Annotated in this window: 25 protein-coding genes; 6 read left to right on the forward strand and 19 right to left on the reverse strand. The window is 41.5% G+C overall.

Annotated elements, in window-relative coordinates:
• Positions 1–26: 26 nt before the first annotated feature.
• The 9 genes from E5329_RS07730 to E5329_RS07750 form a co-directional block, all read right to left on the reverse strand.
• Positions 27–497: a DUF5348 domain-containing protein gene (locus E5329_RS07730; protein WP_135988995.1), complete on the reverse strand. Its 471-nt coding sequence runs from the start codon at positions 495–497 to the stop codon at positions 27–29.
• Positions 498–629, reverse strand: a complete 132-nt coding sequence (locus E5329_RS30540; RefSeq protein WP_275443100.1) for a hypothetical protein — start codon at positions 627–629, stop codon at positions 498–500.
• Positions 626–751 (reverse strand): hypothetical protein, encoded by a 126-nt coding sequence (locus E5329_RS30545; protein WP_275443101.1) that lies wholly within the window; start codon positions 749–751, stop codon positions 626–628. The genes E5329_RS30540 and E5329_RS30545 overlap by 4 nt, the downstream gene beginning before the upstream one ends.
• Positions 720–884, reverse strand: a complete 165-nt coding sequence (locus E5329_RS30550; protein ID WP_275443102.1) for a hypothetical protein — start codon at positions 882–884, stop codon at positions 720–722. The genes E5329_RS30545 and E5329_RS30550 overlap by 32 nt, the downstream gene beginning before the upstream one ends.
• Positions 881–1,129, reverse strand: a complete 249-nt coding sequence (locus E5329_RS07735) for a hypothetical protein (RefSeq protein WP_135988996.1) — start codon at positions 1,127–1,129, stop codon at positions 881–883. Before E5329_RS07735 ends, E5329_RS30550 begins: the two co-directional genes overlap by 4 nt.
• Positions 1,126–1,287 (reverse strand): hypothetical protein, encoded by a 162-nt coding sequence (locus E5329_RS29665; RefSeq protein ID WP_168356551.1) that lies wholly within the window; start codon positions 1,285–1,287, stop codon positions 1,126–1,128. The genes E5329_RS07735 and E5329_RS29665 overlap by 4 nt, the downstream gene beginning before the upstream one ends.
• Positions 1,287–1,634: a hypothetical protein gene (locus tag E5329_RS07740; protein ID WP_135988997.1), complete on the reverse strand. Its 348-nt coding sequence runs from the start codon at positions 1,632–1,634 to the stop codon at positions 1,287–1,289. The genes E5329_RS29665 and E5329_RS07740 overlap by 1 nt, the downstream gene beginning before the upstream one ends.
• Entirely contained in the window at positions 1,621–1,893 is a 273-nt protein-coding gene (locus E5329_RS07745; protein WP_135988998.1) for a hypothetical protein, read from the reverse strand. The genes E5329_RS07740 and E5329_RS07745 overlap by 14 nt, the downstream gene beginning before the upstream one ends.
• A gap of 267 nt (positions 1,894–2,160) precedes the next feature.
• Complete coding sequence (locus E5329_RS07750; RefSeq protein ID WP_135988999.1) at positions 2,161–2,370, reverse strand: helix-turn-helix transcriptional regulator; 210 nt, start codon at positions 2,368–2,370, stop codon at positions 2,161–2,163.
• Positions 2,371–2,505: 135 nt separating this feature from the next.
• Here E5329_RS07750 and E5329_RS07755 point away from each other — a divergent pair, with 135 nt between their 5' ends.
• Positions 2,506–2,946: a helix-turn-helix domain-containing protein gene (locus tag E5329_RS07755; RefSeq protein ID WP_135989000.1), complete on the forward strand. Its 441-nt coding sequence runs from the start codon at positions 2,506–2,508 to the stop codon at positions 2,944–2,946.
• 175 nt (positions 2,947–3,121) lie between these two features.
• On the opposite strand, the gene E5329_RS31595 is transcribed toward E5329_RS07755, so the two are convergent.
• Complete coding sequence (locus E5329_RS31595) at positions 3,122–3,214, reverse strand: putative holin-like toxin (protein WP_330572029.1); 93 nt, start codon at positions 3,212–3,214, stop codon at positions 3,122–3,124.
• 211 nt (positions 3,215–3,425) lie between these two features.
• Here E5329_RS31595 and E5329_RS07760 point away from each other — a divergent pair, with 211 nt between their 5' ends.
• Complete coding sequence (locus E5329_RS07760; protein ID WP_135989001.1) at positions 3,426–3,794, forward strand: DUF6173 family protein; 369 nt, start codon at positions 3,426–3,428, stop codon at positions 3,792–3,794.
• A gap of 125 nt (positions 3,795–3,919) precedes the next feature.
• Here E5329_RS07760 and E5329_RS07770 read toward each other — a convergent pair whose 3' ends face one another.
• The 5 genes from E5329_RS07770 to E5329_RS07785 form a co-directional block, all read right to left on the reverse strand.
• Positions 3,920–4,948, reverse strand: a complete 1,029-nt coding sequence (locus tag E5329_RS07770; protein WP_135989003.1) for a sigma-70 family RNA polymerase sigma factor — start codon at positions 4,946–4,948, stop codon at positions 3,920–3,922.
• Positions 4,949–5,070: 122 nt separating this feature from the next.
• Complete coding sequence (locus tag E5329_RS29670) at positions 5,071–5,223, reverse strand: hypothetical protein (RefSeq protein ID WP_168356552.1); 153 nt, start codon at positions 5,221–5,223, stop codon at positions 5,071–5,073.
• 5 nt (positions 5,224–5,228) lie between these two features.
• Complete coding sequence (locus E5329_RS07775) at positions 5,229–6,074, reverse strand: hypothetical protein (protein ID WP_135989004.1); 846 nt, start codon at positions 6,072–6,074, stop codon at positions 5,229–5,231.
• On the reverse strand, positions 6,026–6,319 hold the full coding sequence (locus E5329_RS07780) for a CHC2 zinc finger domain-containing protein (protein ID WP_135989005.1): 294 nt from the start codon (positions 6,317–6,319) through the stop codon (positions 6,026–6,028). The genes E5329_RS07775 and E5329_RS07780 overlap by 49 nt, the downstream gene beginning before the upstream one ends.
• A gap of 12 nt (positions 6,320–6,331) precedes the next feature.
• Positions 6,332–6,529 (reverse strand): hypothetical protein, encoded by a 198-nt coding sequence (locus E5329_RS07785; RefSeq protein WP_135989006.1) that lies wholly within the window; start codon positions 6,527–6,529, stop codon positions 6,332–6,334.
• A gap of 127 nt (positions 6,530–6,656) precedes the next feature.
• Between E5329_RS07785 and E5329_RS07790 the strand changes: the two genes are divergently transcribed.
• The 4 genes from E5329_RS07790 to E5329_RS07800 all read left to right on the forward strand — a co-directional run bounded on the left by E5329_RS07790 (position 6,657) and on the right by E5329_RS07800 (position 8,714).
• Entirely contained in the window at positions 6,657–6,905 is a 249-nt protein-coding gene (locus E5329_RS07790) for a helix-turn-helix domain-containing protein (RefSeq protein WP_135989007.1), read from the forward strand.
• 99 nt (positions 6,906–7,004) lie between these two features.
• Entirely contained in the window at positions 7,005–7,445 is a 441-nt protein-coding gene (locus tag E5329_RS07795) for a hypothetical protein (protein ID WP_135989008.1), read from the forward strand.
• A 472-nt stretch (positions 7,446–7,917) separates the two neighbouring features.
• The gene (locus E5329_RS29675; RefSeq protein WP_168356553.1) at positions 7,918–8,061 is read left to right on the forward strand and encodes a hypothetical protein; all 144 of its coding nucleotides are present in this window, start codon (positions 7,918–7,920) and stop codon (positions 8,059–8,061) included.
• A gap of 173 nt (positions 8,062–8,234) precedes the next feature.
• The gene (locus E5329_RS07800; protein ID WP_135989009.1) at positions 8,235–8,714 is read left to right on the forward strand and encodes an SMI1/KNR4 family protein; all 480 of its coding nucleotides are present in this window, start codon (positions 8,235–8,237) and stop codon (positions 8,712–8,714) included.
• 1 nt (position 8,715) lies between these two features.
• On the opposite strand, the gene E5329_RS07805 is transcribed toward E5329_RS07800, so the two are convergent.
• The 4 genes from E5329_RS07805 to E5329_RS07820 are packed head-to-tail and all read right to left on the reverse strand — an operon-like array spanning position 8,716 to position 12,705.
• Complete coding sequence (locus E5329_RS07805) at positions 8,716–9,429, reverse strand: PIG-L family deacetylase (RefSeq protein WP_135989010.1); 714 nt, start codon at positions 9,427–9,429, stop codon at positions 8,716–8,718.
• Positions 9,426–10,670 (reverse strand): hypothetical protein, encoded by a 1,245-nt coding sequence (locus E5329_RS07810; protein WP_135989011.1) that lies wholly within the window; start codon positions 10,668–10,670, stop codon positions 9,426–9,428. Before E5329_RS07810 ends, E5329_RS07805 begins: the two co-directional genes overlap by 4 nt.
• A 1-nt stretch (position 10,671) precedes the next feature.
• The gene (locus E5329_RS07815) at positions 10,672–11,424 is read right to left on the reverse strand and encodes a hypothetical protein (protein WP_135989012.1); all 753 of its coding nucleotides are present in this window, start codon (positions 11,422–11,424) and stop codon (positions 10,672–10,674) included.
• Positions 11,425–11,466: 42 nt separating this feature from the next.
• Complete coding sequence (locus E5329_RS07820; RefSeq protein ID WP_135989013.1) at positions 11,467–12,705, reverse strand: DUF5716 family protein; 1,239 nt, start codon at positions 12,703–12,705, stop codon at positions 11,467–11,469.
• Positions 12,706–12,730 lie beyond the last annotated feature (25 nt).

Genomic DNA, 12,730 nt, shown 5'->3' on the forward strand with positions numbered 1-12,730 from the left:
CAACTTTGTATTGCTCCCCCTGTCGCTTACCCCCTTACCCTCACTTTCAAGCTGGACAGTTCCACATCAGGATAGCCGACAATATAATATTCTCCGTTCCGGCTCTCAACCTGGCTACAAGTCCATATCCTGGCATTTTCCCATTTATCCATATCATAGTTATAGGTTTCCTCGGTACGCAAAAACTCTATGCCGCTTCCGCTTGTGTAGTAGTGTCCTTTGGCTGTTTCATATCTGCCATCACTGTTCATGTGAAGTGTGCTAACCTCTTTAACTGGCTTGTCATAATAGGCAAGATTGCCCTGTACCTCGTCCAGTTTGTAAAGGATATTGCGGTATTCCTCCAACTTCTGCCGCTCGCCTGCTGTCTTAATCTGCTTGTAATCGTCCAACCCGGATAAATCGCCATAATCACGATAACCGGAAATATAAAGTATTGTGTCAATCTGCTTGCGGAGTTTTTTCATTTCTTCGCATAATGCTTTAAGGTCTGCCATTTATTCTACCTCACTTTCCCTTGTAATGCTTTTCAGCGTGTCCAGTGTTTCGTAGGTATTCAGCAGGATTTCATCAAGTTTTTTCATTATGTCGCTTCTGCTGGTGGGTGGTTCGTGGTGGTCTTTGCTCATTCCTCGCCGCCTTTCTCTTTGTAAATATAAAGATATTCTGCAAGCTGATATAAACGCTTCAATGCCTTTTCTGATAGCTTATCAAGCATTTCAATCAGCTTTGTTTTGTAGTGTTCCGCCATGCTCTGCCCTCACTTCTTCCTCCAACTGAATTTCATAGTATGTTTTCGCAACAGTATAAATCTTTATGAGGTCTTGCGTGTCCTCAATCTTCTGCATGATTTCCATAACTTGTTTTATCAGATGTTCTTTCATGCCGCACCGCCTCTCTTTACCGACAACATACCCACGATAAAGCTGTATATGCTTTCGATAATATCAAGGCTTTCCAGTTCGGACACAATGCGGATAACCTCGGCTTTGCGTTCCTGTGTTTCCTCATGCTCTTTCTCGTGTTCCTCTTTGCGGTACTTTGCAAGAATATAGTGGTAAATCTTAAATAAATAGTCCTCATTACCCATAGCAAGCGCCATTTTAAGGATTAAATGCTTATACATCATTCCGCAATGCCCCTCCGTTCCATGTCCTTGATACGCTTTACCGCCTGTTCTTCCTGGTATGCGTATTTTGTTGCCCCATAGATGAATCGTAAAGAGCGAATGTCGGTTACATCTTCAAGCATGGAAACAATTTCTTTCTTGTAGTCCTCTGCGCCCATTACTCGCCGCCCTCCTTTGTGATATTGATAGTAAACTGCTTAATCTGGTCTAAAATCCAAGCATTATCAATACTTGAAAGAAGTTCGGTAATTTCCTTGCGTTCCTTGTCCTGCTCGTTGTTGTTATATGCTTCGTTCAATGTCTGAATAGCAAAATATACTCCGTCAAGCGTGATATGAATAAAATCGCCAATCATATTCTGATTAGCCGCAAAATGCAAGGCTTTTTCCTGTGTGTTGGCTTCCTCCTTTTCCACTGTGTTAATTAAAACGCCTAAAACCGTCTGCATTAACTCCAATTTGGAAGTAGCGGTAAAAATCTGGTCTAAAATATCATTTTTGCTCACTGTGCCGCCCTTCCTTTCCTGCTTCATATCCCATACAAAAGGCGGCTTGTATCGCTGTCCATAAAGCCATACCGCCCGGCTCTGCATATACTGCCATATCTACAAGGCTTGAAAAATCCTCACTTTTCAGCAATTCCAGAATATCCGCTTTATTGAGAATATCTTTTCGGAGATAGTCATACAATGCTTGAACCTCTGCAACGTCAACATGGTTTCTCCATGCTTTCAGCCTTTTCTTTATTCTTTTGACAATGTGCATAATTTTCTATTCCTTTCTTGCGCCGGATATGATATAATTTCCCGGTGTCCGGCTTTTTGGTGAGTGTCCGGGTCACTTTTGCCCTTGTCAGAGATTGCGGCTCTGTGAGAGCATTTATTATTTCTCTGGTCTGCATACACTTCCTTTCTATGGCTCGCCTTATATGGCGAATGGCATTGTTTACGGTTTGTGCGGCTGTCAGATAGCCAGATAAGAGAATAGATGTTATCCCATAAGAAAATAGGATGAAAAGCAATTTTTAAATTTCTAATCTTCAATAATTACAATGTCTTTTGCAGATAAATCCAATGCCTTACAGATAGCAGGAACAACTTTTACTTTTCCTATCCTGTTGCCATTTAACGCATTAGATACCGCCTGTTGGCTTACGCCGCCTTGCTTGGCTATTTCTGTAGCCGTCAAACCTTTTCCGGCCATTGCAAGGTAAATTTTCTTTGTGTCTAACCTCATTTTCATAGCATTACCTCCATTTGACACAACACTTTTATTGTATTTATATAGGTTTTATCACAACTTTCATGTTGTGTCAATACAAAATAAATCATTTTTGTTGTGCTATTTGGTTTTATATGTTAAACTCACAACTAGGAGGTGATTAAAACGGATATTGGAGAAAAAATAAGATATTTACGTATTCAAAAAAATATGACACAAAAGGAATTAGGAGAGAAACTCGGCGGCATACCTCAACAACAAATAGGACGTTGGGAAAACGGAAAATCCAACCCAAAACTAAACACACTACAAAAAATAGCCGCTGCATTGAGTGTAAATGTAAATGATTTGCTAGAAAGTCCTCTTGATGATTCACCACTTTATAAGGCCTTTAAAAATGCTAATCCCTCCGATTACCCTATAGGAAAAGACCTTATAAATGCACAATTAGCAAAACAAGTGGATGATTGGGAACAAATAGATATTGAATTAGTAAAGACATTTAAAAAATTAAATGAAAATGGAAAAGCAGTAGCTATTGAACGAGTGGAAGAACTCGCTGAAATACCACGCTACATCCAAAAAGAAGAACACTAACCAAATAAAGAAGATTCATGAAACAAAAAACTTCTTGCTTACTGCCCCCGGATATGCTATATTAGACATAAGAAAAGGGAAAGCCATAGAAGCGGCTCTACCCCAACACATGATTTTTACTTACCTTTACAATTTGCTTTTTACAGGCAAGCCGTCACTATTGCAGTAGTGGCGGCTATTTCTTTTTTCCCTTGAAGATTGTATAGCATAAACCAACAAGGGCAACAATGAATATTCCAGTCTGAATCAGATCGGAGTATGTAACCATTGAATCACCCTCCTTTCTTTCGTCTGGAGGGCTACTTGAACCCTCCGAAAAAACAAGAGGGGTAAAGCCGCCTTTGGCTCTATGGTTTTCCCATATCGACAATATAACACAATTCTCTCTATCGGGCAATATCCTTTTGACTTCTTTATGTCGAGTTTTTCTCCTATTTCTGTGATATAATCAGACTATCAAGAAAGAAAGGAGGGTATATATGTTCGATTTACCAAGACCTAACATAACTGAAAGCATTGTATCGGATATAGAACTTTTGCCAATGGCTTACTCTTATTCTGATACGCAATTCGAGATTTTATCAAAGCATATAAAGGCATTTGAAAAAACTCTCGATTCAGAACATGAAGTAGGTCTTATACTTACTAATTTCGGCCAGTCTATAACCATGCAGGTAACGGAAATCAGTTATGAAGAATCAGTTTTAATGATTTTCAAAGGCTATGTAAATGGGCGAATGTCAACGCTCATTCAGCACGTTAGTCAACTGAATTTCCTGCTTACTTCCGTAGAGAAAGAGCCAGACCGACCGAAACGGACTATCGGCTTTTCAGTGCCGAAAGAATAACTTCCTCAATGCGTTGCAGGATATGCTCGATATTCTGCAACATGTTCTGTTGTTCTCCCAGTGCGTCCAAAATCCTTGCGCCTGTCGATTCTGTAATCAGAGTGCGTTTTGCGTCCTTAGAAACGCTATACTCTTTCAAAACATCTTTCTGCTCTGCTGTGTAGAATTTTGCTGTTTCGCTCATAATTACAAACCTCTCTTTCTGTTATCCGGCTCGACACACTCTCGAACCCCATCACCCTTTTTCTGTGCATTTCCTCAATTTCCGCTAAATGCCGCTTATAGCGTGTTTCTGCTTCCAGTCGCTTTTCTGCTAAATGCTCCACAATAGAAGTAAAATTATGCTCTTTATAGCTTGTCAATCCGCCCCGGAACAGTCCAGCTTCCACAATATCAAATTTTTCTAATAATTCACGCTTTGCCTTGCCTATCCGTAACCGCCGTAGTCCTTTTTCCTTTATCTGGCGTATTCTGTCTATGGTTACGCCCTGTTCTCTGGCTACTGCTGCCATTGTCCGATTATTTATGAATATCTCTTTTATTATGCTGTTCTCTCTATCGCTTGTATAACGCTCAACAATGCCCCATAATTGGCTTTTAGAATGTTCGGCATACATTTTATCTATTGTTTCATCTTCAAGGTTAAAATCGGCTTGTATGGTATCGGAAAGTGTCAAACTGTTATCGTCTGCTAAAGGGGTATCTAAACTGGCTATCCCCTGCATCTGTATTCTCAATTCTGCCAGTAATCTTACAGATACACGCATTTTATCAGCTATTTCGTTGTCTGTCGGCACTCTGCCTAATTCCTGCTCCAACTCCTGTACGGTTTTCTTGTAACGTGCTATTTTCTGCCTTGTGTAGCTCGGTATTCGCACCGTAGAGCCGCATTTTTCAAGATACCTCTGTACTGACTGCCTTATCCAGTATTCCGCATAAGTCATAAACCGCACATTTTTAGACGTTTCATAATGCTGTGCCGCCTCCCATAATCCGAAGTAGCTTTCTTGCAATAAGTCAGCTTCACACTCATAGGCGGTAAAAGGCTTTATGAATTTTCTAATCAGTGGCAAATTACCCTCATATAGTGATTGCATATAATCCGTTGCGGAATAACCGTTCCTAATTTCAGAAACAATTTGCTCATTCGTCATTGTAATACACCTACCTTTAAATTATAATTTGAGTAGATGTATAGGAGATAAAAGGGAAGTATGTATTTTCGGTGCTACTTCCCTTTTAATTTGCCAGACAAAAACCGTCTAATGCCTTTTGTTTATGTCCGCAATCTCTTTTTTTCTTTCTGATAGCGTTCTTCATATTGTGAAAAAGTAAAAGGTCTTGCTTTCTTTAGGAACATGAGTTTTTCAGTGCTTTTGTCTGTTCCGGCTTTCATATTTGCCCTAAATTCGTCATAGTCTATTATCATAGCCTTTATTCCCTCCTGTCTGCCGCTTTCTGGCGTTCCTCCTGTTTGATTTCTTTCATGTTCTCATAGCTGTCTTTCAATTCTTCATCATTTGTGGTGACAATCCTTTCTTCTATCTTTTTTCTAAGATGTCGGTTGTCAAAATTATCCCATAAAATACCAATGCGCTCTTGATGAGATTTTGCATTGTCAGCTTTCTCCATTGCCACGCCTGCCGCCTTTACAAGTTCGCCATCCGTTTTGATGAACCTGTCAACAACGCCCTGCACTCCTGTAAATTTCATTGTCGGGTCATGCAGTGCCGCTGGGTCTTTTTCTGCCAGTATGGAAAGCATTTCATCCTGTATATCCGGCGTTGATGTACGCAACATATTAGCAAGTACAAAACTACGGTCTAAAGAACTTCCTTCATTCAGTGCTTTTGAAATCATCCGCTTTGCCTGTTCCCAGCTGTCCAGATGTACACCGGAGTAGCCATTTGTATATGATTCTTCCATTTTATAAATATACTTGTCAGAAGATGTAACAGGGAAACATTTATTCTCGCCGTCATATCCGTCAATATATTCCCGTACATTCTGTTCCAATGTTTGCAGGATTTCCAGCTTTACAGACAATGGTGGCTGTACCATGCTGTCCATTATCCCGCATTTACTGGCAATCCTTTCAAAAAACCTATCAATCCAGTACGATTTATTACCATAATGTTTGACTAACACCGTGTATTCATCTACGCTCACCGTCTTATCTTCCAGACAGTCTAAAACGCTCATCATAGTTTTTGTTTCATTTGAGATAACCGCTACTTTTGCCGTCTCAATGACTCTTGCAGTTCCTTTAGTGCTTGCCATTGGTTGCACCCTTTGACATACACCACAAAAGAAATGCAATCGCCCGATAAATTACCGTTAGCAAAGTCTGTAAATCTGTTTGAGTTTGGATATAACGCAAGTGAAGCTGTCTTGTCATGCGTTGCCGGGGATTTTACAAAATACACAGAACCTTTTCTTTTCGGCTCTGCGTAAAAGTCGGCGGCTACTCTTTTTATGCCTATCCTCTGCAATTCCTCTTTGGCAAGTGTAAAATCACTTTTCATGTTATCGCCACCTTATAGAGAAATCACATCTATATACTTTTGGATTTTAGGTAAATTCCAAAGTACCCTTTTGCCAACTTGCACTTTTGCTTCTGCATCCGTTCCTATCTTTACCGCCGTTACTCTACCGCAGTGTAAAACTTCCGTTAATGTTTTAGTATCTATAGTTACTGTATTATTTGTTATTTTGCTTTGTTTTGTAGCATACATGGCATTACCTCCCAAAGATTATTTATAACAAGTGAACGTTCGTCTTGTTTTGACTTGCAATCTCATTATAAGTCATGTTATACTAATCAAGATAACACTAATTAAATTATTTTATGGAGATTATTTTATGGCAAATAGTGTATTTGGCACTAATTTAAAAATCGCAATGAAAAAGAAAGATGCGTACCATACAGATAACGGAAAAAGGAAATGCACAAAACGATACAAAATGGAAGATTTAGCCAGGGACATTGGATATAGTGTCAATACAATTTATGGATGGACTAAAAAAGATGGTCAATTACCCAGTTCCATAGAATTAAAGAAAATTGCAGGTGTTTTAGGTGTAGATACCGCATTTCTTTTAGGAGAATAAGTCTGCCAACGCAATGCCGACCAAACAATCTGCAATGTAACAGAATTAAATGAAACATCTGCAAAATTATTGTCTGAATTAAATGGTATAAGTGCAGATATGATGAATGAGTTATTAAACCACAAAGATTTTGATAGATTAATTCTATTAGCTTGGGATTATACCCATTCACATAATAAAGAAATAACCATTACAAATACTCTTGATAGCAGCAAAGATTTACCACTTGTTAATGATGCCCAAAGAGAAATGATGAAATATAGGGCAGTAGATGCTTTTGGAAAAATTCTTGATAAAATATATGATGCTCACCGAAAAGACGCAATAGATGCAAAAGCAGGCTCCATTTTGGCAGGAATGAAAAATGACATAGAACCCTATATTGAAAATAAAGATGATGAAAAAATAAGGCATAGTTTATTGCGTATAATTTCTTATTCACAAAATAGAATCAAAGAATTGCATCCAGAGCATGTATTATGCAAATGCGCCCCGGAAACAATCTTGGATAATTGGGAACAACTAAAAGAATTTATATAATGCACAAAAAAAAGACTACCGGCAACTGCTGATAGTCTTTTCTATTTACATATTTTCTTACATATTTTTATAATCAAAAGTCGAACAAAGACAAAAAACTAACTACTGGATAACACACCAAAATTCCCAAAATACCTTGATTTCAAGCCACTTTCACACAAGGACGAAACAACACGCATTTCACATTGTACTCACAAGAGGTGAGTGCTAATATTTTCTGAAAATTTTATTAAATGTGATTTTTCCATTTGATATTTTCCCACCCATATGCCGTGAGGGAAAACCGAATTGCGGGTGGAAATGGGAATACGATTATGTATTATATCCGTGTGAGTGAAAAAATTTTGATGAGGCTTTTCTGATTTCCGATGATGGCGCAGGAATTCTTTTTAGAAATTTAAGCGCACAGGCTTTCAGAACGCTTGAACCCAAAAAGACTGTCGTTCGTGGACAGAAAAAGAAAGGAGACGGCATGGGACACGCGCCAGGATCTGGAGCCGCTCTGCGCTTTCCTGCGCTGGCAGACGTCAAAGACATGGGAGAAGCAGGCCATGCGCGCAGAAAGGCGGAAGGAGGGGAAGGAATCCATCCTGCATGGATTTTAGTCTCTACATGAATGCAAGGGGTTCTGAAAAGCTTATGGCTAAGAACTTACGAATACGAACTATTATAGAAAATATTTTTCAAATTGTAGACAAAGTTGATATCAGGGTTAAACCCCTTTGCATGACAAAATACCGCTTTTTAAGATAAATTCAACATTGAAACAAAATCCACAGGAGGTTACGAATGTATACCGCACAAAAGTACATCAATGGCCTGAAACAGGCATATTACGCCAACGACGCAAAACAGCAATGGGATCACTTTGAAAAAATCATCCATGGAGCAGGCCAACAAGACCTGGACAAGCTGCGTTCCATTTATCCTAACATTCCAAACAGTCTGATACAACTTCTGGAATTTGCAGACGGAACCTATTGGAGGGAATATGAAGATATGGTTGAAATGGATGAAAAAATCATAGACGACGCCCTTCAAATGCATTGGCTCTATTTTTCCGACTGCATAAATAACGGCGGCACTTCCCAGCTATTTATAGATTTCTCCCCGTCTCCCAAAGGCAAACTGGGGCAGATCGCCAGATTTCTCCATGATCCGGATGAAATTGAAATTATTGCAGACAGCTTCGACAAATATCTGCAAATGCTGATGAACGGGGAATATAATTTTATCACAGAAGACGATATGGCAGAAGACAATTGCTGATTCATTCTTCCTCTTCCGCAGGCTCCCAATACTCATAAGGCAGCATATGGTACATCTTCCGTATGGTATCCCGCTGGCTCTGATACAGCTTTGCCATTTTCCGCTTCTGGTTATACCAAGATTTATCCATCTCCGGAAGATCATAAGGAACCTTATCATTGACATAATATTTTCCGAACCAGTAAAGCCTGGCCTGACAGCCTGTCTTTTGGTACTCTTTTTTTACAATCTCATGGGTCATCTTATGATGCTGATGTCCGTATTCCCCCTGGGCATTGTGGCTTGCCACCAGCTCCCAATCCTGATACTGCAGAATTGCAGAAACATCGGCTTCTATCTGCTCCTGCCAGAACCTCCAGTCCGCCCTCCATTTCCAGATTTTATCCGGATAAGAAAGAATCAGGCTTTTGCCTCCCGCAAAAGCCACTGCCTGTTCAAATTCCGCCCGACGGACGCTGTCATCACCCCGGGTCAGGCAGACCACCAGGTAACCGCCCTCCAGAAGATGCTTGCCTCCCCACAGCAGTTCATCATCAGGATGGGCCACAAACATGAGTTTTTTGCAGTCCTCCAACTGCAAAGCGTCCAGCTCTTCCTTTGTCACGGCCGGAACATTCCTGTAAGGGGCAAAAGCTATCGCTGCTTTCGTCAGAAACAGGGCAGCTATTATAAAACAAACGCCTGCGAAAATATTCTTTATTTTCCTTTTTTTCATCCAATCCCACACATTTCATCCACAGAATCCAGAATCGCTTTGATTTCCTTACTTCCTCCCGGCCGGTTTTTCACCAGATTTTCAATTTCCTTTCTGGCAGTTCTGATATTCTCCGCCTGGCTTTCCATTCCTGCCCTAAGCTTCTGGCGCCGGACTAAAAGTTCATGTTTCACTTCCACCATTTCTTTCTTATCCATCAACGCTTTTGCCTGATGAATCCAGATCCTGGCGTCGTAAAGGCGGTATGCATGAAGCTGTCGCACCAGCTTATCATTAAAATATTCCAGTTCATCATTGGTACGTTCATACTTTTCCCTCTCCTTGACAGCCTCTATATATTGATCCCAGATATAACCCAGCTCATAAGAATTTTTCACATGGTATTTCTCACAGGCGTAATCCACGGCATTGGTTACATTCACATACTTAAACTTCACTTTATTCATCAGCACAATCGCCCGGTTAATGTTTGCCTGGGCTTTCTTCAGTTCCATTCCGTCATTCTGAAGGCGCCATACCATAATTCCTCCCAAAGCGCCGGCAGTTAAAGCAGCAATCACAAAGGGCATTTTAATGTCGAATTTCATTGCGAGGCCCAGGATCACAATAGCAATGAAAGCCACTGCAAATACTCCAATCATAGCATAAAGAAGTCTGTGAAGCACTTTCTTTTCCTGCTCTAAAGATTCCTGGTAATAATGCCATTCCTGCTTTTCCCCTTCTAAATACTGCATGTCACGCTTTACCACATTCTGGTATGCTTCATTCTCCTGCAGACGCTTGATAATCTCCGGCATTTCATTTTCCAGCTGTTCCATCTGGACAAACTGGGAGTCAGAAATGGTCTTTGTCCGGTTCAGGTAGGCGTCTCTGGCTTCATTTAAGTTCAAGACATTCTGGGCTGTCTCCTGGATCTTTTCAAACTCAGGTTCCGGAAGATTTTCTATAATCTGAATGTCCGTAAGATAATCCGTCACTGTCTTATACTCCCGTTTCGTCTCATCCAGATTCCTGGCCGCATCCATAATCTGCTCGCAGTATTCCGTCGCAATGCTCTTCTTTTGCGCTGCTTCCTGTCCGGGAGCAGCGGTTTTGTTCTGTTTTGCTACAGTATTCTGTCTGGCCTTCTGATTTTTTTTCGCTTTTTCCTTCCGTCTCTGGGAACGTAAATCTATCTCTTCGCCAAATTCCAGTATTTCTTCTACATACTGGGGTTTTTTCTTTTTTCTGAATAATCCCATTTCACTCACTTTTCCTGTATTCTGTTCTTAGATTTTGTAATGTGGCTTCCAGGAGCTTTTCATAGCTCACGTGATCCGGCGAATGCCTCTTTTCTTTTAATTCCTGCCGGATTTTCGCCGTACTGTCTGTTCCGTTCGGAATATCCTGCCCGTCTCTGCAGGCAAGCGCCAGAAGGTACGCCTCTTTGCTCTCCGGCTTCTGACCGATTTCATAAGCTGTTTCATAACATTTTGCCGCCTGTTCAAACAGCATCTGCCTGGCATAGGCCGTTCCCATATTATGCCAGAGAAGGCCGATTACCTTACCGCCTTCCGGCTCCTGCCTGGCCCTTGCAATGATTTTGCGATATTCCCAAATGGCGTCCCGGTATTTTTCCGATTTCAGCAAACGGTCTCCCCGAAGCTTTGCCCTCTCCATGGGGCTTTTCTGCTCCATACTCTTTGCAGTCTTGAGAACAAGCTGCAATTCTTCTGAATTGTAAAATCCTCCGTCTTTTAAAATCTGTTCCATGCACCAGCAGCCGCTTCTTTCCTGTCTGATGCCCTCTCTGAGTATTTGAGAAAGCTCCTGTTTGCCAATCTCCTGTTCCAGCCACTGACATAATTTTTCATGAAAAAAGCTTTCCTCCAGCACACCTGTATTCTGATACAAATAGCAGCACAATTCCTCAAAAGAATACAGGTTCATCCGTTCCTCTTCCAGAAATAATGGATGCTCTGCTGTGATCTCTTCACATATCCACACTCTGCTCATGGCTCTGTTTCCTCTCTTTCGCTGTCTGACAAATGCACCGTATTAACCAATTTCAAATTCCCATTCCCTGCCGCTTCCGGGCTTCAGCTCTCCCCAGCCCAAATCCTGAATATTTAACAGAATTTTCCCTTCTTCTCCGGAAAAAAGGGAAAGAGACAACCGGCTTCTCTCGGACTCTGATATGGGCAGGTCGGTAAGCTCCAGACTTTCAATTTTCGCCTCCCTGCTTCCGGGCTTTTGTATCCACAATTCCAGAAAAGGCTCTCCTTCCAGCAGAATCCGCAGTTTTTTCCTGGCTTGATGGCGGTTGCAGCCTGCCTCTAACAGCGGATAAAAACTGACGTTGTCGCCCTTTGTCACTTTCATCAAGATATGCTCCTGAATCTTATATTCACAAAAATATACCGTCTGGGCTTCTTCCTGATGCACCTCAAGCATCCCTGCGTAGCATGCGCCCTTGGTATAGAGGTTTTTCCCCTGAAAAGCCCGCTTTCCCCGGCAGATCACCTGCAGGGATTCCTTCATCCAGTTTCCTTCAAATCCACTTCCAATCAGATACACAGAAGATACAATCCTGCCAGACATAGAATCCTGCACCATACGGGCGAAGGAAAAGTCCCACTGGCTCACATCTTCCGGCAGTTTTCCCAGAAACAGTTCTTCCACCTCCGTCACTCTGGGCCTGGTCTTCCGATTGCTGACCAGCCTTTTCTGCCAGATTTCTTCCCCACTGCAGGAATACAGCAGCACATCATACTGCCACAGCTCCTGCTCCTGGCACACTGCATAGGCGTAAAAGCTTTCCCTGTGATCCTGAATAATTACCTGTTCCTGTGCAAATCCAAGCTTTTCTGACATTTTCTGCAGCAGAATTACCATTGGGTCCGTTACTTCTTTTATGGAAAACACACATCTTTTCACTGCCTGAACGCCCTTTGCCGGAAGCGCAATCCGAAGCACCTTTCTTAAAAATACAAAAAGCAAATCCTCTGCCTGGTATTCCTTATCCAGAAAAATTGATTCCCGCTTCAATGCTTTATTTAACAGATATTCCGCATAAATGCCCTCCCCCGTTTCCGCCAAACGGCTGGCTTCCTCGCCGAAGCACCATTTTCCGGTCATCTTCTGCTTGCAGATGGCGGTAGGAATACGATACAATTCCGTCCCTGCCACAGTGCTTCTCGTCTCCGGCTCCGTCATACCCTGATGGTAGCAGCTTACCTGCGTCCACCGGTTCCCCAGTTCTATTCCAATATACCATTCGCCTGCTGCCGGTTTCATTCCCTCACCTGCTTTCCTGGGCATT

This window comes from Petralouisia muris (genome assembly GCF_004793545.1).
GTDB lineage: Bacteria > Bacillota > Clostridia > Lachnospirales > Lachnospiraceae > Petralouisia > Petralouisia muris.